Source organism: Chroococcidiopsis sp. CCNUC1 (genome assembly GCF_023546805.1).
Lineage (GTDB): Bacteria > Cyanobacteriota > Cyanobacteriia > Cyanobacteriales > Chroococcidiopsidaceae > Chroococcidiopsis > Chroococcidiopsis thermalis.
Genome location: NZ_CP097480.1, coordinates 798,793 through 823,097, shown reverse-complemented (window position 1 = coordinate 823,097; position 24,305 = coordinate 798,793). Strand labels below are relative to the sequence as shown.

Sequence of the window (24,305 nt, the reverse complement as noted above, 5' to 3'; positions counted from 1 at the left end):
GTATCTATGGTGACGATCTGTTTGCGTATATTCAGTTGCATAATTTTTGCTGAAAGGGCGTAATAATGTTGTTGATTTTACTGCTAGTGGGATTTTTATTAATAATTACGATCTTTGCGATCGCTCTAGTGTGGGACTACACTCACGGTATATTTTCCTTGAACAATACTACGGGTGCTACCGCGATCGATTCATCTCCGAACGATCCCGAAAAATATATATTGTCACAACCGATCGAGCATCCAACCGCATGAACGATCTTCCCAGTGAGTCTGTTTCAGGAATAATTGTTTGACAATCGCAGTACTTTTCGTTATAAGTAACATATACAACTTACTAGTTTACTTATCCCAGTGCATAGCATTGTGGGTTGTTAGAAACGACACCAAGAGTGCAGTTTAACAGTCCTAGTGAGTTAGAAGTATTGTTACTTTTTGGAAATGAGCAGCTCGGTCAAATTATAGATACATTCTCAACACGACTCGAACAATCCTCAATATTAGTTGTGTGAAGGCGCGACATTTCGCGCCTTTTTTGCATATCTAAATTTCGCACAAGTGAAGATCCCCCCAATCCCCGATCTTCGGAGGGCTACAATTCCCCCGTTGTTAGGGGGCTAGGGGGGATCGTCTTATCTGAAGCGTATTGGTTTAAACGGAGACAGCGCGATTGGTTAAATCAGCCGAACGCACTTGAATTTAATTGCGAATTACAGCTTGCGACTGACGACTTGATTTTGTCCTCTACAGAGAACTTCTACATGAACGTAGCCGATTTACAAACAAACAAGACACTTCTGGTTAACGAGTCAAACAAGACTGTCGTTGTCGGTGACAATAGCCTGACCATAGATGATGTCGTGAGCGTGGCACGGCATAGCGCAAAGGTGCGCTTGAGCGATCGCGAAGATGTCTTGCAAGGCGTTCAGGCATCGTGCGACTACATTGCTGAGGCTGTGGCATCGGGAGCGCCAATTTACGGCGTGACATCTGGTTTTGGTGGGATGGCGAACGTCGTAATCTCGCCTGAATCCGCTCAACTGTTACAAAATAACTTGATTTGGTATCACAAGGCAGGCGCGGGACAAAAGTTGTCGAAACCCGATGTGCGGGCGGCGATGCTCTTGCGGGCTAATTCCCATATGTACGGTGCGTCAGCGATTCGGCTCGAACTGATCCGGCGCGTGGAAACTTTCCTGAATGCCAATGTCACGCCACACGTACATGAATTTGGCTCGATTGGGGCAAGTGGCGACCTCACGCCTTTGGCATACATTACAGGGGCAATTACTGGACTCGATACCTGTTATAAAGTTGACTTCAACGGGGAAGAAGTCGATGCTCCCACGGCTCTAAATCGACTGGGACTGCAACCATTGCCACTCCTACCTAAAGAAGGGCTGGCGATGATGAACGGGACTTCGGTAATGACGGGGATTGCCGCAAATTGCGTTTACGACGCAAGAGTTCTCCTCGCACTGTCAATGGGGGCACACGCACTTGCGATTCAAGGCTTACATGGCACGAATCAATCGTTCCACCCGTTTATCCACGATCGCAAACCGCATCCTGGGCAAAAGTGGGCAGCTAGTCAAATGCTCGATCTGTTGGTGGGTTCGCTGTTAATCCGCGATGAGTTAAATGGTACGCATGACTATCGCGGTGGAGATCCGATCCAAGACCGTTATTCCCTGCGTTGCTTGCCCCAGTATATGGGTCCTATCGTCGATGGTTTGGCGGAGATTACGACTCAAATCGAGCAAGAAATGAACTCGGTGACTGATAATCCCCTGATCGATGCCGAGCAACAAGCTAGCTACCACGGTGGCAACTTCCTCGGACAGTACGTAGGCATGGGAATGGATCGCCTGCGCTACCACATGGGGATGTTAGCCAAGCATCTTGATGTCCAAATTGCGCTTTTGGTCGCTCCAGAATTTAACCACGGACTGTCACCGTCTTTAGTTGGTAACAGAGAGCGCAGCGTCAATATGGGATTGAAGGCACTGCAAATCACGGGCAACTCGATCATGCCCATACTATCGTTCTATGGCAATTCGATCGCCGATCGCTACCCCACCCACGCCGAACAATTCAACCAAAATATCAACAGTCAAGGATTTGCTTCCGCCAATTTAGCACGGCGATCGATCGAGATCTTCCAGCAATATATGGCAGTGGCGCTGATGTTTGGAGTCCAAGCTGTAGACTTGCGGACAAAATTAATCGCAGAACATTACGACGCAAGCGAGTGCGTTTCACCTACAACTAGAGCGTTATATCTAGCCGTGCGTGAGGTCGTTGGCGTTCCACCTTCAGCAGATCGTCCCTACATCCGCAACGATAACGAGCAACCGCTAGACGATCATATTGCTCGCATTGCCGCTGATATTGCAGCTGGCGGTCGGATTGTGGCAGCAATGCAAAATGTTTTGTCTAGTTTGAAGTAAGACCAATTTTCTGTTTGACTACGACAGAAGAGATCCCCCTAGCCCCCCTTTTTAAGGGGGTTGGGGATCTCATGCAACAGCCCTATAAGTATGCCAATGCCATGAACATCACACAGCATATAGAACGCGGTTGTCATTTATTTCCCGATAAACCTGCATTGATTTTTGAGGGCACGACTTTTACTTATGCTGAGTTAGATCGGCTAGCTAATCGCGTTGCCAACGGATTGCGAGATTTAGGAGTTCACCGCAGCGATCGCATTGCCTTGTTTTTGCCCAATATTCCCGAATTTATCATCTCCTATTTGGGCATTTTGAAACTGGGCGCGATCGCCGTTTCGCTCAATGCCATGCTCAAAAGCAGTGAAGTCAAGTTTATCCTCGACGACTGCGGTGCTAAGGCTGTGGTGACGACAGCGGATCTGGTGAAAAATGTTCCCCAACAAGACTTACCGCAGCTCAAACACGTTCTGATTGCTGAAGGTACGGCTAGTGAAGGAACTAGCCTCGCCGAACTGATGGCGAATGCTTCACCCAGCGCTCGTGGGGTGGAAATGGATCGCTACGCTCCGGCGGCGATCGTCTATACTTCTGGGACAACAGGGTTTCCGAAGGGAGCTACCCTGTCTCATGGCAATTTAATTTCCAACAGCTACTCGCAGCAACATTGTTGTGGAATGCAGGCTGACGATCGAATATTACTTTATCTGCCCCTATTCCATTGTTTCGGGCAAAATGCTGTCCTGAATGCCGGACTCAATGCTTGTGCCACGCTGGTATTACATCGCAATTTCGATTTGACGCAAATCCTGAAATCTGTCACTGACGAACAAATAACCATGTTTTTCGGCGTGCCGACAGTTTTCCTGGTGCTGCTGAATATGGATCTGCCTAAAGACCAACTCAAGTCCGTACGGTTTTACTTTTCCGCCGCCGCACCCCTCCCAACGGAAGTTGCTCAGAAGTGGTACGACAAGTACGGGTTGGTCATTCATCAAGGCTACGGTTTAACCGAAACATCTCCCTGCGCCAGCTACAACCACGACTATATCTACAAACCTGGGTCAGTTGGGACGGCGATCGAAAATGTGGAAATGAAAGTCGTCAACAATGGCAAAGAAGTCGAGCCAGGGGAGGTAGGCGAGATCGCAATTCGGGGACCAAACGTCATGCTCGGTTATTGGAATCGTCCGTTTGAAACCGCCGAAACGATCAAAAATGGTTGGTTTTACACTGGCGATATCGGACGCATGGACGAAGACGGCTTCTTTTACATCGTCGATCGCTCTAAGGACATGATCAACGTGGCTGGGTTTAAAGTATATCCCACTGAAGTCGAAAACGCGATCTACGAACATCCCGCCGTTGCTGAAGTTGCTGTTTATGGCGTTCCCGATTTAGAAAAAAGTGAAATCGTCAAAGCTAACATCATTCTGAAACCGGATTGTAACGTCACCGAAAAACAGATGATTGCCTTCTGCGCCGAGAGAATGGCAGCTTACAAGATGCCAAAGACGATTAAATTTGTCGATTCCATTCCCAAAAACCCCACAGGCAAAGTGTTGAAGCGAGTTTTGCGCGATGAAGCAGCCAACGAAGCCGCGCTGAAAAAAGGCGGTGCTGCTGTCCCGGCGATCGCTAAACCAATTCCTTTAGTCGCTACAACATCAGTGCCTAGTAACGATACAAGCGGTGGCGTACTCAAATCGTTGGGTAATATTTTCAAACGTCGAAATTAAGCGTCTACGTCGCAGAAGATCCCCCCAACCCCCTTAAAAAGGGGGCTTTGTTCTTTCCTGATTAAGTGGGGCTAGGGGGATCTCTTTTGCCGCAATCGCATTCCCTCGACGTGAAGCTAAGCAGTTTCCACAATTCTCATCTTTTCTTATGAGCCATTCTGCCCAAACAGTTAGATTAGACCAATCCGATTTAGAAGCAGACTATGTAGCACCCCAGAATTCTACCCAAACTCAACTGGTCGAGATCTGGGAACAGCTTTTAGAAATTACGCCCATCAGCATCAGAGACAATTTTTTTGAGATTGGGGGAGATTCGCTACTCGCCGTCCGTTTATTCGCTCAAATCGAGCAAACATTTGGCAAAAGTCTTTCCCTCTCTACCTTGCTCCAGTCTCCCACGGTGGAACAACTAGCAAGCGTTCTCGGTGAAACAACATCACCCTCTTGGTCTTCCCTCGTGCCAATTCAACCAAATGGCTCGAAACCACCCTTCTTTTGCGTTCATGGTAATGGCGCAAACGTGCTTGTATTTAACGAATTAGCTAACCATTTGGGAGCGGAGCAGCCTTTTTATGGATTGCAAGCACGCGGAGTCGATGGTAAAGAAGAAGCCCTAGATCGAATTGAAGAGATGGCGGCTTTCTACATTCAAGAAATGCGTACCGTCCAGCCGCAAGGACCTTACTTTGTAGGCGGCTTTTCTTCTGGAGGCTTGGTGGCGTATGAGATCGCCCAGCAGTTGCACGCAGAAGGCGAGCAAGTCGCTTTTTTAGGCTTGTTCGATACCTTTGTACCTGGTAGTTTCCCACCAGTATCAATTCCAGAAAGACTGGCACGTCACTGGCGCAACCTTTTCCGACTGGGAGCCAAATATCCTTTAAAAATGCTCAGAAGTGCATGGCTGAGAGTATACAACAAAAATGTTTGTCGGCTATATCAATTATTCAGAATTAAGTGGCTGAACTGGCCCTACGAACGGAAAAGAAGATATATAGGAATTTGTATCAGGCGTGCAGTCAAAGCTTACGTACCGCAAGTTTACCCAGGTCAGGTAACTTTGTTTCGCGCTAGCGAACCCCCGATGGGTTGGTACTACATGGGACGAGATTTTCCCACACCCGATGATTGGTACGACCGAGATCCGCAATACGGCTGGGGGAATCTCGTCGGAGAATTGGAAAGCCACGACGTTTCCGGTCATCACGGCTCTATGCTCAAAGAACCTCATGTCGCAGGCTTGACCGAGAAATTAAGAGCTAGCTTAGATGCCGCATTAGATATAGCAGAATTGACTAGGAGTAATCATGTTAGTTGATGCCTTGAAATTACCAGCAGAAACGCTGGTAGAAACAGACATTTGTATTATCGGTGCTGGTGCGGCAGGAATTACATTAGCACGAGAATTGCGCGATCGCCCCGAACAAGTTTGTTTGCTCGAAAGTGGCGGATTTGACTATGAGGAACAGATTCAATCGCTGTATGCGGGAGAGAATACTGGTCTAGCTTATTTTCCCTTGAAAGAAGCACGCGGGCGCTATTTCGGCGGTTCGACCAACTTGTGGGGCGGTTGGAGCCGTCCGATGGATGAAATTGACTTCGAGCATCGTCCCTGGATGCCTTATAGCGGTTGGTGTTTTCCCAAGGCGGAGCTAGACCCCTACTACGAACGGGCGCAAACTGCTTGTCATTTGGGTCCGTTTGAATATGATTTAGACTATTGGCAAGAGGGATTGGCGCAACAGCAACGGCGACAAGTGCCATTTTCGACAACAGACGAGCTGGCTACTTATTTGTGGCAGATTATTCCATCAACCCACTTACGCTTTGGCGAAGCTTATCGCGCCCAAATCGAGCAGGCGAGTAATATTACTACCTATCTCCACGCTAACGTGCTGGAGATTGAAACCAACGACAGCGCTCAAGCCGTAACGCGGCTGCGGGTGGCAAGCTCGGATGGCAAACAGTTCTCGGTAGCAGCAAAAATCTTCGTGCTAGCGGCGGGTGGAATTGAAAATCCTCGCTTGCTCCTAGCTTCCAACCGGGTGCAAAGTGGTGGAGTCGGCAACCAACACGATTTGGTAGGCAGATTCTTCATGGAGCATCCCTATCTCATTTCTGGAAAACTACAGCCTTCCCGTCAAATTCCCTTATATACGGGCAGAAATTGTCGGATTGACGAGACATTTGTGGCGACGGCTCTAGGACTATCGAAAGAAGTGCAAAAGCGCGAGCAAATTCTCAACTTTGCCGCGAGACTGATACCTTACGAGGAAGAATGGGTACGAGCTGCGATCCGGTTGAAGCAGTTAGGTAAACCGCGCGCAGTCGGACATCAAGCCTTTCCCAAGCTTCAGGAACATAAGGAACACAGGCGGAAATATTTCCCCAGCATTAAGGAAGGTAACAAGCACAGCAATGACACGACTTTAATTCAAGATCTGATGACGGCGATCGCCAATGTCGATCGGATTGCGGCTAAAGTTTATGCTAAAGCCTCTAATAAGTTGCTGAAAAAAGGCTCCTCGAAACAGCCGCAATTGTGCGAAACTCACTTAATTGGGGAACAAGCACCGAATCCCGATAGCCGAATTACCCTCAGCCGCGATCGCGATAAATTAGGGATGAATCGCGTCCAGCTTGACTGGCGTTTGAGTCCAATTGACAAGTATACGATTAAGCGATCGCAGCAATTAATTGCGGCAGAATTCGAGCGGTCTGGACTTGGCAAAATGCAAATTGAAATGGGCGACGATGACGCTTCCTGGCGATCGCTGCGCGGTTCATACCACCACATCGGCACAACCCGCATGAGTCACAATCCCAGGGAAGGTGTGGTTGACGAGCATTGTCAAGTGCATGGAATTCACAATTTATATATCGCTGGTAGCTCCGTTTTCCCCACCAGCGGACTCTCCAATCCTACACTCACGATCGTGGCTCTAGCCATTCGGCTAGCAGATCGAATTCAAGAGCAGATGAGTCGTGCTGAAGCCACAGCAGGAGCGATCGGATAACTTGCTCGATCCGTTGTTGTGTCGGCGACTTATTCCATAGGATGAGATCCGCGAGTAGGGGCGCACATCTGTGCGCCCCTACGATTTATGGCGATCTAATGAGAATCGCTCTTTAAAGTCGCCTAGCACAAGATTAAACGTCAAACGCAAACTGGGTGCATCTAAAAAGAGTTATGAAACTAAGTGTAATCATTCCCTCTTACAACGAAGCTGGCACTATTTCCGGTCAGCTTGAAGCACTGACAACCCAACAGTGGTATCAACCTTGGGAAATTATTATTTCCGATAACGGTTCGACAGATGAAACAGTCGCGATCGCCGAGCAATATCAGGAAAGATTACCTAACCTACAGATTGTGGACTCATCCGATCGGCAAGGTGCGGCACACGCTAGAAATGTGGGTGCATCTGTGGCTGTGGGTGAGGCATTGGCGTTTTGCGATGCCGATGATGAGGTAGCTGCTGGATGGGTATCGGCTATGGGCGAAGCGCTCTCCCAGCACGATTTTGTGGCTGGCAAGCGCGAGTACACAAAACTCAACGAACCTTGGACGCTCACGTATCGCCCGCTGACTCAGGTAGATAAGTTGCTAACTAGCCATCCCCCTTATCTACCCCATGCTTCTAGTAGTAACCTTGGCATCAAGCGCTCGATCCATGAAGCTGTTGGTGGATTTGATGAAACTATGCTCAAAGTGCAAGACACTGACTATTGCTGGAGGGTGCAACTTGCTGGCATAAAACTCCATTTTGTCCCAGAAGCAGTGGTTCATTACCGCTTGCGCGATCGCCTAAGAGCTATCTACCGTCAGGCGCGCCTTGCAGGGGAGTACAACGTGCTGCTGTACAAAAAATACAAAGCGCTAGGGATGCCTAAACTTTCCTGGAAAGCAGGCTTAAAGTCTTGGTGGCGCATATTAAAGCAATCTCCGCAAATTTTTTCTCAGCAAAACCGAATGAAATGGGTGGCACATTTTGCTCGCCGCTGGGGACGCTTGCAAGGTTGTATCAAGTATCAAGTTTTAGCACTTTAGTTTAAAGGGTAAGGGCGCACGTCTGTGCGCCCTTACATGTCGAAATAGCATTTTAATTACACGGTAAGCATCTACAAACAAGAATGAAAATCACAAATAAGGCGAAGTTATTTTGGCTTCCGTCAGGGGGGCAATCTGCATCGTTCACTTATCTAACCATGCAGAAAAATGAAGGTATGTTACTTTATTCAAAGTCACAGAAATCCACAGCAAATTTATCGTCTAATTCGGACCATTAAAAAACAAAGCCCTAACTCTATAGTCTTGGTTAATCATGACTTTAGTGTGTCTAACTTAGATATAAGAGATGTAGGTAATTACTCGGAAGTTGAGATAATCAAAAGAAATAAATCGGCTGCAAGAGGTAATTCCTCAATTTTAGAAATTTATTTAGATGCAATTAATTGGTTACTCGCTCGTAAATCTGATTTTGATTGGTTAGTTTGTCTTTCCGGTCAAGATTACCCAACTCAACCCATATCTAAAACTGAGGAGTTTCTGGCTCAAACTGAATACGATGGCTTTATCCGCTATTACGATCCACTGGCAGAAAAGTCCGCTTGGAATGAGAAGAGTATTCAGCGATTTTTCAATCAGTATATCCAACTTCCAGAATCAGCCGCTTGGCTACTAAGAAAGTATTCTGGAAAAATTGAACACTACACGCCGCTGATTGTAAAATGGCGATACTCTATGATCGGACTGAAAACAAAAACTCCGTTCAATCGCAATTTTAAATGTTACAGAGGATGGCACTGGAATACTCTTTCCCAAGCCTGTGTCAAGTTTTTAATGAACTACTTAAACGAACATCCTGACATATTGAGGTATTACAAAAGAACGATCGGTCCTGAAGAATCTCTAGTTCAAACTGTGTTAGTCAATAGTCAGCAGTTCAATCTTTGTAATGATGACAAGCGTTATCATGACTATCCTCTAGAACTTGGCGGTTATGCTAGGTTGCTAACTGTTAAAGATTATCCGATCGTCACCAACGGTAATTTTCATTTTGCCAGAAAATTTGATGCCGAGATAGATAGTGAAATATTAGATTTGCTTGACGCTCAAGCCTTAAATAATTCTCCACTTGCACCCGAACATATTCAAAAGAGTAACAGTTGTGACTGAATATATGGATCGCAGTTTAACTCAAAATATCTGGACTCAAATTGGCAAAATAAGACAACCAGATAAATTACTCAGCTTTCTCGTAACTATCTGGTCGCGCTTTTGGATGAAATTTGCTGGATTAGGCTATTTCGGGCGATTTGCTACTTGGCTTGCTACCTGGTTCATTCCACCTTACTACGAGCGTCGTCGTTTAGCTCAATACAACTCAAAAGGATATATCGCGCCTAGTGCCACCGTGTATCACTCCCAATTAAAACTCGGCGCTAACGTTTTTATTAGCGATCGCGTTTTGATTTTTGAGGATCGCAATAGTGGTTCAGTTCAGTTAGGCGATCGGGTGCGCCTGCATCAGGATATTTGCATTCAGACGGGGAATGGTGGCAGTTTGCAAATCGGAGAGAATACATCCGTTCAACCCCGCTGCCAGTTTTCAGCCTACAAGTCAGCAATTCAAATTGGCAGCAATGTCTTGATTGCCCCCAATTGTGCTTTCTATCCCTACGATCATGCGATTGCACCAGATCTGCCGATCGCGAAGCAACCTTTACAAACCAAAGGAGGGATCGCGATCGAAGATGATGTCTGGTTAGGCTTTGGGGTCGTCGTCCTAGATGGGGTACGCATTGGTAAGGGTGCTGTCATTGGTGCTGGTGCAGTTGTGACGCAAGATATACCGGAAGGCGCGATCGCTTTGGGCGTGCCTGCCCGTGTCGTGAAATTGCGTAGTAGTCTAGCAGAGTCAAATCTCGTACCCAGCCCCAGCAATTAGAAGATATTCAACCCTAATACTTTTCAGTCAAGACTAGATCCCCCTAACCCCCTTAAAAAGGGGAGAACTCTTGCCTCCAAAGAACTCTTGCCCCCTTTTGAAGGGGGTTGGGGGATCGCCAAGCTCTTTGGTCTTGTCCCCAAAGAACTCTTGCCCCCTTTTGAAGGGGGTTGGGGGATCGCCAAGCTCTTTGGTCTGACACGTAAATGTATTAGGTCTTGTCTGTGTAGCCGCGAATTTGATTCGCCAAATTAATTATGTTTGTTGATGCTAGGACATTACCAGAAGATACAGTCATTGACAGCGAAGTTTGCATCATCGGTACTGGTCCCGCTGGAACTACGCTGGCACATGAGTTGCGATCGCAGAACTTTCGCGTTTGTTTGCTCGAAAGCGGCGGAACCGAGTTAGATGAAGCCACGCAGTCTCTCTCCCAGGGCAGGATAGTTGAAGAAATTAAACAAAAGCTTGACAGGTCTCGCTGTCGTCAGTTTGGTGGCACTGCTAACCGCTGGAGAGATCGCACCGGAGAAAACCACTACAGCGTCAGACTGCTGCCACTAGACAAAATCGATTTTGAACAGCGAGATTGGTTGCCATATAGCGGCTGGTCGTTTGACAAATCTCACCTCGATCCGTTTTACGAACGCGCTCAACACTTATGCCGACTGCGACCCTTCGCTTACCATGCAGAAGACTGGGAAGACGATCGCACTCCACGGCTACCTTTAGCTGAGGGGCGACTTGAAACGACTATGTATCAGTTTGGACCGCGCAACGTCTTCACGCACGAACTCAAAAGCGAAATTGCGCGATCGCCAAACATTACAACTTATCTCAATGCGAATGTTGTCGAGATTGAAACTAACGATACGGCTAAAGCGATAACTCGCGTTCGAGTCGCTTGTTTGTCGGGAAATCAATTTTGGGTAGCCGCCAAAATCTTCGTTCTTGCCACGGGTGGAATTGAAAATGCTCGCTTGTTGCTGCTGTCAAACAAGACTCAAAATGTTGGATTAGGCAACCAAAACGATCTGGTTGGTAGATTTTTTATGGAACATCCAATTTTTCAAATTGGCGTGTTTCGACCGAAAGATCGACAGTTATTTAATTCAACAGCATTATACGATCTCCGCTGGGCAAATAACATTTTAATTATGGGCAAACTGAGTCTGACAGACGCAGTGATGCGCCAGCAGCAATTATTAAATACGAGTCTAATTATCGTACCGAAATCTTTATCATACGAGTCACCTGCCGTCAAGTCTCTGAAACCTTTTCTCTCATCAATACGACGGGGCAAATTGCCAGAGGCGCGATCGCATTTGCAAGTAGCAATTGATGGGATAGATGAAATTAAGTCTCATATTTATAGACGCACTTTTAAAATCGAAGAAACGCCCTATACCATTAGCGAAGGCGGTTGGTCGTATTTTCAAAATAATGAAAAAAGATTTGGTGCGTTTGAAGTTTGGGCTGCTACGGAGCAAATACCGAATCCAGACATTCGAGTCACGCTAGGCGAGGAACGCGATCGCCTGGGACTCAGGAGAATACAACACATCCGCTGGCATTCGAGCGAGCTAGAACTTCAGAGCAACTTGCAGGTAGAAGAAATCCTTAGAGCAGAAATTGCTCAAGCCGATCTCGGTCAGTTTCAGTCATGGCGCGAACTGACCGGACGTACTAAACCCAAGTACTACGGTGGAATGCATCACATGGGAACAACGCGAATGCACGTCGATCCCAAACAAGGTGTGGTCGATGAAAACTGCTGTATTCATGGCATTGCTAATTTGTACGTCGCAGGCAGTTCTGTTTTTCCTACTGGGGGTGCTGCCAATCCAACTCTGACTATTGTTGCTTTAGCAATGCGACTGGCAGATCGGATTAAACATGTGATGAAACTAGATGCGATCGCCATAGGCAACGAGCAGTTGTTGCACGTCCAGTAGCGAACAACAAATACAACTACATTTTTACAAACTAAGCAATTTCATGACGATTGCAAATAATTCAGCATATTACGAGATCGACCCACTCAGCGCATTTTCCGAGCGCGGAGTAGATTATGCCAAGTATCGACCGACTTACCCACCCAACGTCATCGATACTATTTTGAGAGAACTGGGTGAACCATCGCAGCTAGCAGCAGCAGATGTTGGAGCTGGTACGGGTATAGCCTCGCGGTTGCTAGCAGAGCGCGGTATCCACGTCTGGGCGATCGAGCCGAATACTTCAATGCGAACCGCCGCCCAAAATCATCCCTTGGTAAAATTCTGCGATGCTAGCGCCGAACAAACTCATCTCCCAACCGCATCGGTCGATCTAATTACATCTTTTCAGGCTTTTCACTGGTTTAATCCTCAGCCAACCCTAGCAGAGTTTCACCGCATTCTCAAACCATCTGGACGACTGGCGATCGCTTGGAATCAACGAGCAGCAGATGACGAATTTTCTGTAGAGTTCGATCGCCTCGTGAAAGCATCAATGAGCGAGCTACCAACGACCAAGCCGCAAAACTCAGTCGCTCGGATCTTGATGTCGAGTTCGCATTTCGGGCGCGTCCGTCGCCATACTTTTACTTACAAGCACGAGTTAGATTTGGTGGGGACAGTCGGTTACGCGCTCAGTAAATCATTTGTCCCTCAAGAGGGAGCAGCGCATCGACAACTACTTGTGGATTTGCAGGAATTGCACGCTCGTTGGGCAGACGAACGCGGCATGGTGAGCTTTGTTTACCATACAACCCTTTATCTCGCTCAGCCGCAGCATGGTTTGAATAAACTACGTAGGCTTTTTTCTAATTGGCTAATAGCTAAATAGCAGGGAGCAGAGGGGCAGAGGGGGACAAGGGGGACAAGGGGGACAAGGGGGACAAGGGGGACAAGGGGGACAAGGGGGACAATTCTGGTTCCATCACCCACCAGCCACCAGTCACCAGTCACAATTGAACCCCACACCCTAAACCCTAAACTCCATACCCCATTTATCACGCATATTTGGCGATCGCTCATTCGCAACCAATATCTAGAAATCATATATCTAGAAAGCACATGCACATCAAACTTCCCACGCCAGTTCGCAATTTTCTAGTAGCTACGAGCTTTTGGAAAGAATATTATTTTATCCTGCGCGAGTTCAAGCACTTTCGACAAATTGCAATTCTGGCAGCAGTTTTCACCTTGTCAGCGGCAGTATTGGAGGGCTTTGGAGTTGGGTTTATCTTAGCTGTCTTACATAGCGTACTCAATCCCAACGCCAAACCAATTCAAACTGGGGTGGGCTGGTTTGATGTGTGGATTTTAGCGGTCAATGCTTCTACCAGCGAGCGACTCTTCCGCTCGTCTGCTTTAGTTCTGCTCACAACTCTACTACGGTTGGGCTTGACGTACTTAGGACGGCTTTACGTTTTTACGGCTCAGTATACTTTAGGATATCGGTTAAGCTTGCAAGTTTTCGAGCAGTTGCAAGCACTCAGCTTGAGTTTTTTCACCAAGACCCGTGCGGGAAATTTAGTTAACAGCCTGACGAGCGAAGTCAATCAAATTACGCTGGCTTTTGATGTCCTGGCTACTTTTTTCACGCGGGGTTCGACTCTCATCGCATATACGATCTCCATGTTCATGCTGTCCTGGCAGCTGACGGCAATTACAGCCATGCTGTTCGGCTTGCTATCGGTGGGGATAACCAGTCTATTAGGGCAGATCCGAGAAGCGAGTTTTGCTACCACAAAGGCTCGACGCTGGTATGTTTCAGTAGCGTTGGAATTTATCAATGGAATTCGCACCGTTCAAGCTTTCGCTGCCCAAGACTTCGAGCGCAAGCGATTTCACGATGCGAGTTTGCAACTATTGCAAGCTAGTACTAAATCTAGAGCTGCCCAAGCGTTAGTAGAACCTGTCTCGGAAGGGATAGCTACTTTTATCCTGTTTGGCATTTTGTTCTTAGCATTTGCTGTCTTAATCCCAAACGGACAACTGCAACCAGCAGGTTTGCTGACATTTCTGTTTGTCTTGTTACGTCTAATGCCAATTCGCCGTCAATTAGATGGAGCCAGGGCGAAGTTCAGTAGTTTTCAGGGATCGTTCAGCAATATTAAAGAGCTATTGCGGACTGATAACAAAACGTATTTACGCAATGGCAAACTTCAGTTTTCCAAGTTACAGCGAGCAATTGAGTTTGTGTCTGTAGATTTTGGGTACGACAAGCAACATTCAGTATTGCATAACATCAAGCTGACGATTAACCGTGGTGAGATGACGGCATTAGTTGGATCTTCTGGTGCTGGCAAAACGACGTTGGCAGATTTAATTCCGCGATTTTACGACCCAACCCAAGGACAAATTTTCATTGATGGTATCGATCTGCAAAATTATGACATTAAATCGCTGCGTCGCAAGCTAGCTGTAGTCAGTCAGGATACATTTATCTTCAATGCTTCTGTGCGAGACAATATTGCCTACGCTTTAGAAGAGGTAGACGAGGATGCGGTGTGGGAAGCGGCTCGACTCGCTAACGCGCTGGAATTTATCCATAAACTACCTGAAGGCTTTGATACTCAACTAGGAGAACGGGGGGTACGATTATCTGGGGGTCAGCGCCAGCGGTTGGCGATCGCCCGTGCCTTGTTACGCGACCCAGATATTTTGATTTTAGATGAGGCGACAAGCGCTTTAGACTCCGTTTCCGAGCGGCTGATTCAAGAGTCATTAGAAAAGCTATCTCAAGGGCGCACGGTGATTGCGATCGCTCACAGGCTTTCAACTATCGTTCGCGCCGATAAGGTTGTCGTGCTAGAACAAGGACGAATTCTCGAACAAGGAACTTATCAAGAGTTGCTGCAACAGCGCGGCAATCTCTGGAAGTATCACCAAATGCAACATGAAGTCAGTCAGATGAGCTAACACCAGATTTTGGTAATTGTGGAATTACCCCATATGCGACTTTTTTCTTAGCCCCCTTTTGAAGGGGGTTGGGGGATCTTCAACTGCACTACTGAAGAAGAGATCCCCCTGACCCCCTTATGAAAGGGGGGACAAGAGAAAGTTGCACCGAAGCGTTACTTGGTAATTGGTAGTTGCTCCCTCAGCTCTCTTTCCCTCACACCCTACACTCTATTTCCACTCAGGACTGAAACAACTGTGTCAACTAACACAAGGGCAATCAAAATTCTACTATATGGAAAATCTTTTCCGGTCAATTATCGTTCTAAGGTCTTAATCGATCTGCTTCAGCGATCGCAATATTGTATTGCTCAATTTAATCCCGACTTTTATTGGACGAGCAACAAGTTCTTAACTCTATTTTCTTGGATCGACTTTTTTATTAAGGCTATCTTTGCCGATGTGATATATTTGCTGCCCAAAAATACCATTTATATCAAAAATGTTCTTTGGGTTGCTAAGCTGCTGCGTAAAAAATTAATCGTAGAAATGCATATCTCGCTTTACGACAATTATGTAAAAGAATACAAGATGATTGAAGTTGACGATCGAAAAGCTAAAACCTTTAAGGAACTCGATATTTTGGCTCTTACTAAATCGGATTATTTGATCCATAGTGCCGATTACGAATTAGTATATTGGGAAAAACTACTCGACATTCAGGTCGATCGCAGTAAGGTTTTTATCGCTCCTAACTGCAATACTTCTACCACGCTACTGCATCAAAGAAGTTTTATGCAGGATGGCGTACTTAGAATTTGCTGGTGGGGAACGTTTATTCCTCTGCACGGCATAGACAAAATTTTGCAAGCAATGCAAACTTTAAAGGAAAAAGAAGTTAAGTTTACTTGCAATTTATTTGGTGTAGACCGACCTATTTTTTCCACTTATGCTGAGAAGATTCAGCAAGCCAATCTTGGAGATTGTGTTTTTCTCAGAAAAGATCTCAACTTTGCTGATGGCTCTTTACCTAAATATTTAGTCGAGAACTGCGATCTAGCATTAGGTATCTTCGGAGATGGAGATGCAGCACGCCATGCTCTCCCAAATAAATTGAATGAAGCTCTTGCTATGAGACTTCCAATTTTAACTATGAATGCTCCTGCCTTGACCGAATTTTTTGACCCTGAAGTAGACTTTTGGACGTGCGAACCTTCGGCTGACTCTATTGTCATGTCAATTTTAAATATTATTCACGGTGTAGCTTATCCTGTGGACTGGGAACAGAGTCGTCAAAAAGTTACAAACACATTCAATGCTGTGCGGTATCAAGAAGTCTTGAAACAGGTATTAAGCAAGGCTACTCCTAAGTTGTCACCGAAAGAAACTCAAAATTCTGAAAGTGGAGGATTAACAACTGGTCGGGCTGCACTTAATTAAATTAAGCGTTCGTTTGTCAATGCTTCTTTGCCTAAAATTAAAGAGTTATGTAGTATCTTGAAGCCAAGTTATAGAATTTTTCACCAGCTATTCCAATCATAAACGCGCTGTCAGGCAACAAAAAATTCAATAGTGAAAGATTGGATGGGAAAATTAGGCAAACTAGAACTCAGTAGAGAGATACAGAATCATGGATTTCGTCAACGATCTGTCTTTATCAAAGTGGCTCCATAGGAAAGAAACTTTAGCCACTAAATTAGTAGAATGGATTCCATTTTCGATTTTAAAAATGCCGATCTATCGCACTATCTTTGCGCGATTAGGTACATCTGCTCAAATTCATCGAGGCGTTCAACTTTTGCGTCCTCATGGGATCGAAATTGGAAACAGAACTACGCTTGAGTCTGGAGTTATCTTAAAAAACGTCGGGAAAACGAGCAAAATCTGGATTGGAGATTCGGTTACTCTTGAGTCTGGCGTTCGCTTAAAAAGCTCCGCTCACAACAGCAGAATTCGGATCGGAGATGGGACATTAATTGAACGTGGAGTTGATATCAAAGTTCATCGTATGGGTACGATTGAGATTGGCGCAAATACTCACATCGGTCCCTATACCTGTTTGTCTGGTAAATCTATCAGCATTGGCAACAACTGTTTGATTGCTTCTCATGGCGGAATTTATGCTGGCAATCATAATTTTTCGGATTGCACTCGTCCCATCAGAGGACAAGGAATTATTTACAAAGAAAAGGGAATTGTCATTGAGGATGATTGCTGGCTGGGTAGTGGAGTCAGAGTTGTTGATGGAGTAACCATTGGTAGAGGAAGTGTCATTGGAGCAGGAGCTGTGGTAACTAAAGATATTCCACCTTACTCTGTGGCAGTGGGTGTACCTGCTAAGGTAATTTGTCAACGACATGATGCTGACAACAAATTGTAGAGATAAAGCACTGCTTTAAATCTCAAGATGAGGACGGAGAGTTCGGGTTTAGTTATAGACATTCATTGCAATTTTTTTGGAGAAATTCATGAAATTTATCGAAACAAAACTCAAAGGCGCATTCATTATTGACTTAGACGAGCGAGTCGATCGTAGAGGTTTCTTTGCTCGAACTTTTTGCATGAAGGAATTTATCGACCACGGATTAAAGCCAACTGTCGCTCAGTGTAATTTGTCTTTTAACCACAAAAAAGGTACGCTCAGGGGGATGCACTATCAAACTCCCCCAGCTACAGAAACTAAGTTAGTCCGGTGTACTCAAGGTGCAATTTATGACGTAATTATCGATATGCGTCCTGATTCTCCGACATATTTGTCACATATTGGCGTAGAACTCTCGGCAGAGAATCGCAGAGCTTTATACGTACCGGATTTGTTTGCTCATGGCTATCAAACCCTCACGCCTAATGCTGAAGTCGTGTATCAAGTGAGCGAGTTTTACACTCCAGGTTACGAAAAAGGACTGCGCTACAACGATCCGGCGCTGGCGATTGAGTGGCGCTTACCTGTGACCGAGATTTCGCCTAAAGATGCAACTTGGTCTTTACTATTAGAACCCGTGAGTGTAGGAGTCTAGAGTTGAGCGCGATTAACGGTACTGAAGCTACCGAAATTTTGCGTGGCGATCGCCAAAATGACATCATCAATGGGGCTGGGGGTGACGATACTATTGATGGTGGAGCAGGTAACGATATTCTCATCGGAGGTAAGGGTAAAGACCGTCTGATTGGCGGTGACGGTATCGATACCGTAGACTACAGCCAATCCACCAGGGGGATTGTAGCCGATCTCAATCGAGGTGTTATTTTAGCGCCGATCTACGGAACGTCAGGAACGCCGAGAATTATGCCTCTTGGCGATTCTAAAACCGCAGGCGGACACCGTGTCGAACCGACCCCAGGAGCCTACCGGATTCAGTTGTGGCAAAATTTTGTCGCGGATGGTTTGAGCATAGATTTTGTGGGTTCGCTATCCAATGGACCTAGCAGTCTTGGCGATAAAGACCATGAGGGACATGGCGGGTGGACGACTGATGAGATTTCTGCTTTACTCGACACGGGTATACTCAAGACCTATCAGCCGCACATTATTCTGTTAACAATTGGCACGAACGATACGGGATCGAGTTCTGTCAATGAAATGTATGGCGATCTGAGCCGCCTGATCGATCGCATTGCGCAACAGTCTCCCAACACGCAGATTTTTGTTTCCTCCATTGCACCGATCGATCCAAATGGATCTAAAGGTGTGAAACCAGAAGCAGCAGAAAACGCTGAAGACTTTAACGCTCTGCTTCCTCAACTGGTTAACAATAAAGTTAGCCAAGGTAAAAAAGTCGCTTTTGTAGATGCAGAGGGTAGTTTAACCATTGACGATCTCGGGTCAGATGGCGTTCACCCCAGTTCTCAAGGCTACAAAAAAATTGGGAATAAATGGTATAACGCGATCGTGGAGCGCGACACCATAAGCAGTGTCGAAAACGTTATTGGTACGGCTTATAGGGATAAATTATTAGGCAATGTTAGTAACAACGTCCTAGAAGGTGGTGCAAGTAGGGATATTCTAACTGGAGGTGGGGGTATAGATACCTTTATCTATCGCTCGTCTCATCATGGTAGCGACACCATTACCGATTTTGGTACAGATGACTTTTTTCAATTCTCTGCTGCTAATTTTGGTGGTGGCTTAATTGCAGGTACGCCTTTGAGCTTGACAGAAGCAGCAACAGGTGTTTTTGTCAGCAGCGATAATCCCTTCGCTCTGGGTACAAGCGCCAACTTTCTCTACAATACTGCCACGGGCATCCTGAGTTTTGACCAAGATGGAGTTGGGATTGATGCAGCTATTACCATAGCCAGACTCAGGAGCTTACCTAGTTTGAATTGGCAGCAAATCCAAATTATTGCTTAATTTCGGTAAAACTAAAGCATAAGGTGCGGAAATACTCTTCGCCGTGTTGATTCTGTAGCTATCTAGCTGTTACATCTATCTATAGGTGTAATTGTGCGGATAGAACAGTCAACCAGTTAGTGTGGGGAGTAGAGTTTTGCCGGAAATATTTGGTACTAAAACTGCTGACAATTTACAAGGCAATGCCCAGGACAGTATCATCTATGGCTGGGAAGGCGATGACACGCTGGTTGGAGGAACTGGCAATGACATTTTAATTGGTGGTACGGGCAAAGACGCTTTAGATGGTGGCGTGGGGATCGACACGGTTAGTTATTTCAACGCTACCAGTGGTGTTACTGTTGACCTCAATGCAGGCATAGCGACGCGCACAGCCAAGTTAATGCCCCTGGGTGACTCAATTACTTATGGTTTTGTCAGTGATGTCAATCCTGATTCAGGCGGCTATCGCCTGAAGTTGTCGGAGTTATTGCAGGCTAATGGAATTAGTATAGATTTTGTTGGTTCCCTGTCTAATGGACCTACAACTCTCCGCGATAAAGACCATGAAGGACATGGCGGCTGGACGATCGACCAGATCGACGGCAAAGTTAATGAGTGGCTGAACACTGCCCAACCAGATGTTGTTCTATTAACAATTGGCACAAATGACACCTACGGAGATTCTGTAGGGCAAATGTCCCAAGAACTGAGCAATTTAATTGACAAAATCGTCCAGTATTCCCCAGATACTTATGTATTTGTAGCCACCATTCCCCCAACTAACAACCAGGAACGGGTACAAAAGATAGCGGAGTACAATGCTGCCATTCCTGGGATTGTAGAGCAAAAGCTAGCAGAGGGCAAAAAAGTTAAGTTCGTCGATATGAGTTCTCTGACGACGGACGATATTTCTAGACCACCAGATGATAACGGGCTGCATCCTACTACGACGGGTTACAGTAAGATTGCTAGTTTATGGTACGAAGCCCTACAAGATTTAGGTATAAGCCAAGGCACGTTCGCTGTCGATCGCGACACGCTCGTTAATATCGAATACATTGACGGCTCTAGCTACAATGACACGCTGATCGGGAATGCGGTGGGAAATGCGATCGCGGGTGACGCTGGGGCAGATGTGCTAACTGGTGGCGGTGGGAGAGATGTTTTCGTGTATCGCTCCTATACAGATGGCGGCGATACGATTACTGACTTTAACGCCACCGACGATTTAATTCAATTCTCTGCTAACGGTTTCGGTGGTGGTTTAACAGCTGGGGTAATGTTAAGTTTGACTGCTGCTGCTACTGGCACGTTTGTTAGTGGTAACAATCCCCAATCTCTCGGCAATAATGCTAACTTTTTATACGATACCGCTACGGGGATATTGAGTTTTGATGTGGATGGCATTGGTGCGAACTCAGCTGTCACCATAGCTCAGTTCAACGGCTTGCCTAACCTAAATCCAACTCAAATTAGTATAGTGGCGTAATTGAGGCGATCGCTGAGTAAAACTCTTACAGGAGGGGCTTTTTGTCCCTCTTTCGCTTTTCTACCCTTAACGATGCTAGAGCATTAAAGTTAGATTATCTCGGAACCATAACCCCAAAAGTGCTTTCAGTGAATGTTAGATTCATTCTCCAATTGAGGTACTGTATTCCATCGTTGTGATGGCATGACATAAACAGCTCGGGCGCACGGCTGCGCGCCCCTACTTACGACTCGGGCGCACGGCTGTGCGCCCCTTCACGACTCACTATCAAGGAACATACATCATGATCATTGTCGATCGCGCTTTACAAGCACGGGCAGAAGCAGGTAACCCCGTTCGGGTGGGGATGATTGGTGCTGGCTTTATGGGACGAGGTATTGCCAACCAAATTATCAATTCCGTCCCAGGTATGGAACTGGTGGCGATTTTTAACCGCGATGTCGATAAAGCCATGCGTGCTTATCGGGAAGCGGGAATAGATGACGCAAAAGCCGTCCAAACTGTATCTGGCTTAGAAGCAGCGATCGCCGCCGGACAGTATGCCGTCACAGATGACGCAATGCTGTTGTGTCAAGCTACGGGCATTGATGCTTTGATTGAAGTCACGGGCGCGGTAGAATTTGGGGCGCATGTCGTCATGAAGGCGATCGCCCACCGCAAGCATGTAATTATGATGAATGCGGAACTCGACGGGACGATCGGTCCTATTCTCAAAGTCTATGCCGATCGCGCTGGGGTTATCTTATCTGCTTGCGATGGCGACCAACCAGGCGTGCAGATGAATCTTTACCGTTTTGTCAAGAGTATCGGTTTAACTCCGCTAGTTTGCGGCAATATTAAGGGACTGCAAGACCCTTACCGCAATCCTACCACCCAAGCTGGTTTTGCTCAGCGTTGGGGACAAAACCCTTGTATGGTAACGAGTTTTGCTGACGGAACCAAGATTTCTTTCGAGCAGGCGATCGTGGCTAATGCTACAGGTATGCAAGTTGCCAAGCGCGGGATGTTGGGCTACTATCATGACGGTCATGTAGACGAAATGACCAATAAATACGATCTCGACCAATTAAAAGCATTAGGTGGGATCGTCGATTATGCCGTTGGTGCTAAACCCGGTCCAGGGGTATATGTCTTTGGAACCCACGACGACCCGAAACAGAGACACTATCTCAATCTCTACAAGTTGGGTGAAGGTCCTCTCTACAGTTTTTACACTCCCTACCATCTCTGCCACTTTGAAGTTCCCTTGTCAGTAGCGCGGGCGGTTTTATGTCAAGATCCTGTCATGGCTCCGATTGCTGGTGCTGTAGTCGAAGTTGTTACCACTGCCAAGATCGACCTCAAAGCTGGAGAAACTCTCGATGGGATTGGCGAGTACATGACTTACGGACAATGCGAAAATGCCGACGTGGTGCGATCGCAAAATCTTTTACCGATGGGTTTGGCTGTTGGTTGTCGCTTGAAGCGAGATTTGCCAAAAGATAAAGTTCTCACTTACGACGATGTAGAACTCCCCACAGGTAGACTGTGCGACCAATTACGGGCAGAACAAGAAGCATATTTCGGCATTCAGCCAACCGCAAAATCTCCTGTAGCAGTCGCATGATTATGAAGTGGCTAGTGGCTAGTGGCTGGCGGCTAGATAGTTGTTTCAGTCTAGCCACGAGTCACTAGTCACTAGCCACTGGCGGCTAGATAGTTGTTTCAGTCTAGCCACGAGTCACTAGTCACTAGCCACTGGCGGCTAGATAGTTGTTTCAGTCTAGCCACGAGTCACCAGTCACTAGCCACTGGCGGCTAGATAGTTGTTTCAGTCTAGCCACGAGTCACCAGTCACTAGCCACTGGCGGCTAGATAGTTGTTTCAGTCTAGCCACGAGTCACTAGTCACTAGCCACTGGCGGCTAGATAGTTGTTTCAGTCTAGCCACGAGTCACTAGTCACTAGCCACTGGCGGCTAGATAGTTGTTTCAGTCTAGCCACGAGTCACTAGTCCCTAGTCACTGACAACTGATAACTGATATTCAAGGGTGCTATCGGAAAATAATGAAAATACTCGTTACCGATCCTGAAGGATATGTAGGTTCACTTGTTGTTGCCTGCTTCACACAACAAGGTCATGAGGTGATTAGCGTCAGTCAAGCAAACGCTGGCGCTGCTTTATCTTTGATTCAGCTAGCAGTCACCGACTTGCAAAATTTCGACGCAGTGATACATACAGGAGAAATCTGCGGGAATCCAGCCTTGCATCCGCAGATCGCCTGTAACATCCACTACAGAGATGCTATGCACTTGGCAAACTTAGCCAAAGCTGCTGGAGTCAGTCGCTTTATTTATCTGTCGTCCTGTAGCGTTTATGGTGCGGGTGAGGAAGAATACGTTACGGAAGAATCTCCTGTTCGTCCTCAAACTCCTTCTGCTACTTGTAAAGCTGCGATTGAAAGCGATTTAATGGCGATCGCCTCGGCAGAATTCTCGCCGACAATTCTCCGTCCGGCAATAGCTTTCGGTGCTTCTCCCCGCATTCGCTTTGATGTCGTTCTCAACAATATGGCAGGATTAGCTTGGACGGCTAACAAGATTAATATTCCTGGCAAGGGTCTATCTTGGTGTCCTGTCGTCCACGTTCTAGATATCTGCCAAATTATCAATTGCATTCTCCAAGCACCGCGTCCTCTGGTTCATCAACAAATTTTTAATGTTGGTGATACAAATCATAACTATCAACTGATAGAAATTGCTGCTATGGTAGCAGAAGTTTTTCAAGTTGAGAATTTTAGCTTTGGGCATCATGGTTTTGGCGATCGCGGTCTATTTATGACTTTTGACAAGATTCATCAGTTTTTCCCTGATTTTCAATGTGGTTGGAATCCTCGGCAAGGTGCGGAACAATTATTAAATTTCTTTACTCTTACCGATTCGATCCAAAGTCACTTTACATTGACGCGATCGCCCTACCATCGGTCAGAAAACCATCTTTTCCATACTGTGTCAATAGCCTAAAGCAATGAGGGTTTTCGTGAAGGAGTAGCGAGTATTTCTATCTTTCTGCTCCCTTACGGTTATTCCCTGAGTTCACACATGTCAAATTTCAGCGATCTTTCTAAAGATTTTAGATTTTCCGTAATTTCACCCGATTACAAATATAGATAATTTCACCGATCGGCAAATTTGCGGTTGCTGCCAAATCATAAAATAGTTAATTTGAAGTTAATTTGAGTCGATCGCAACTTCATATGTCATAAACTGTTTGCAAGGAGAGTTATCGCTCGATTGTTGTTAGTAATAATAAAAACAATATAAAAAGCCGATGACGTGTATTCAATAACGCGATTGCTAGCGATTTTCAAGTTATCTCAGATTGCTAAGTCTAACGTCTCATTTAAGCTGAAAAGCCCTGATGAGAAATATATTAGCAATTAGCAAATGACGCATGACCGTCAAAATAGCAAATCTCAAGAA

Annotated in this window: 18 protein-coding genes; all 18 read left to right on the top strand. The window is 46.2% G+C overall.

Annotated elements, in window-relative coordinates:
• The first annotated feature begins 65 nt into the window (after nt 1-65).
• The 18 genes from M5J74_RS03820 (at nt 66) to M5J74_RS03735 (ending at nt 23,846) form a co-directional block, all read left to right on the top strand.
• Nucleotides 66-254, top strand: coding sequence for a hypothetical protein (locus M5J74_RS03820; RefSeq protein ID WP_106166118.1), 189 nt, complete (start codon nt 66-68; stop codon nt 252-254).
• 506 nt (nt 255-760) lie between these two features.
• Nucleotides 761-2,449 carry a histidine ammonia-lyase gene (gene hutH, locus M5J74_RS03815; RefSeq protein ID WP_106166126.1) on the top strand — a complete coding sequence of 563 codons (1,689 nt, stop codon included), beginning with the start codon at nt 761-763 and terminating at the stop codon, nt 2,447-2,449.
• A gap of 101 nt (nt 2,450-2,550) precedes the next feature.
• A complete protein-coding gene (locus M5J74_RS03810) occupies nt 2,551-4,188 on the top strand; it encodes a class I adenylate-forming enzyme family protein (RefSeq protein ID WP_106166127.1) in 1,638 nt (545 codons plus the stop codon).
• 148 nt (nt 4,189-4,336) lie between these two features.
• The gene (locus M5J74_RS03805; RefSeq protein WP_106166119.1) at nt 4,337-5,503 is read left to right on the top strand and encodes a thioesterase domain-containing protein; all 1,167 of its coding nucleotides are present in this window, start codon (nt 4,337-4,339) and stop codon (nt 5,501-5,503) included.
• The gene (locus M5J74_RS03800) at nt 5,493-7,202 is read left to right on the top strand and encodes an FAD-dependent oxidoreductase (protein ID WP_127023321.1); all 1,710 of its coding nucleotides are present in this window, start codon (nt 5,493-5,495) and stop codon (nt 7,200-7,202) included. Before M5J74_RS03805 ends, M5J74_RS03800 begins: the two co-directional genes overlap by 11 nt.
• A 173-nt stretch (nt 7,203-7,375) precedes the next feature.
• Nucleotides 7,376-8,236 (top strand): glycosyltransferase, encoded by an 861-nt coding sequence (locus M5J74_RS03795; RefSeq protein WP_250015429.1) that lies wholly within the window; start codon nt 7,376-7,378, stop codon nt 8,234-8,236.
• A 285-nt stretch (nt 8,237-8,521) separates the two neighbouring features.
• The gene (locus tag M5J74_RS03790) at nt 8,522-9,364 is read left to right on the top strand and encodes a beta-1,6-N-acetylglucosaminyltransferase (RefSeq protein ID WP_250015428.1); all 843 of its coding nucleotides are present in this window, start codon (nt 8,522-8,524) and stop codon (nt 9,362-9,364) included.
• Between the two features lie 4 nt (nt 9,365-9,368).
• A complete protein-coding gene (locus tag M5J74_RS03785) occupies nt 9,369-10,136 on the top strand; it encodes a DapH/DapD/GlmU-related protein (protein ID WP_371934002.1) in 768 nt (255 codons plus the stop codon).
• A gap of 257 nt (nt 10,137-10,393) precedes the next feature.
• Nucleotides 10,394-12,091 (top strand): GMC oxidoreductase, encoded by a 1,698-nt coding sequence (locus M5J74_RS03780; protein WP_250015425.1) that lies wholly within the window; start codon nt 10,394-10,396, stop codon nt 12,089-12,091.
• Nucleotides 12,092-12,134: 43 nt separating this feature from the next.
• A complete protein-coding gene (locus M5J74_RS03775; protein ID WP_015152801.1) occupies nt 12,135-12,962 on the top strand; it encodes a class I SAM-dependent methyltransferase in 828 nt (275 codons plus the stop codon).
• A 230-nt stretch (nt 12,963-13,192) separates the two neighbouring features.
• Nucleotides 13,193-15,043: a heterocyst formation ABC transporter subunit HepA gene (gene hepA, locus M5J74_RS03770; RefSeq protein ID WP_015152800.1), complete on the top strand. Its 1,851-nt coding sequence runs from the start codon at nt 13,193-13,195 to the stop codon at nt 15,041-15,043.
• Between the two features lie 237 nt (nt 15,044-15,280).
• Nucleotides 15,281-16,462 (top strand): glycosyltransferase, encoded by a 1,182-nt coding sequence (locus M5J74_RS03765; protein WP_250015423.1) that lies wholly within the window; start codon nt 15,281-15,283, stop codon nt 16,460-16,462.
• A gap of 190 nt (nt 16,463-16,652) precedes the next feature.
• Complete coding sequence (locus tag M5J74_RS33095) at nt 16,653-17,402, top strand: DapH/DapD/GlmU-related protein (RefSeq protein ID WP_305883618.1); 750 nt, start codon at nt 16,653-16,655, stop codon at nt 17,400-17,402.
• Between the two features lie 88 nt (nt 17,403-17,490).
• Nucleotides 17,491-18,039, top strand: coding sequence for a dTDP-4-dehydrorhamnose 3,5-epimerase (gene rfbC, locus M5J74_RS03755; protein WP_015152797.1), 549 nt, complete (start codon nt 17,491-17,493; stop codon nt 18,037-18,039).
• A 2-nt stretch (nt 18,040-18,041) separates the two neighbouring features.
• Nucleotides 18,042-19,373: a GDSL-type esterase/lipase family protein gene (locus M5J74_RS03750; RefSeq protein WP_015152796.1), complete on the top strand. Its 1,332-nt coding sequence runs from the start codon at nt 18,042-18,044 to the stop codon at nt 19,371-19,373.
• A 121-nt stretch (nt 19,374-19,494) separates the two neighbouring features.
• Nucleotides 19,495-20,844: a GDSL-type esterase/lipase family protein gene (locus M5J74_RS03745; protein ID WP_250015421.1), complete on the top strand. Its 1,350-nt coding sequence runs from the start codon at nt 19,495-19,497 to the stop codon at nt 20,842-20,844.
• A gap of 283 nt (nt 20,845-21,127) precedes the next feature.
• Complete coding sequence (locus tag M5J74_RS03740; protein WP_250015419.1) at nt 21,128-22,450, top strand: NAD(P)H-dependent oxidoreductase; 1,323 nt, start codon at nt 21,128-21,130, stop codon at nt 22,448-22,450.
• 439 nt (nt 22,451-22,889) lie between these two features.
• Nucleotides 22,890-23,846 (top strand): NAD(P)-dependent oxidoreductase, encoded by a 957-nt coding sequence (locus M5J74_RS03735; protein WP_250015417.1) that lies wholly within the window; start codon nt 22,890-22,892, stop codon nt 23,844-23,846.
• Nucleotides 23,847-24,305 lie beyond the last annotated feature (459 nt).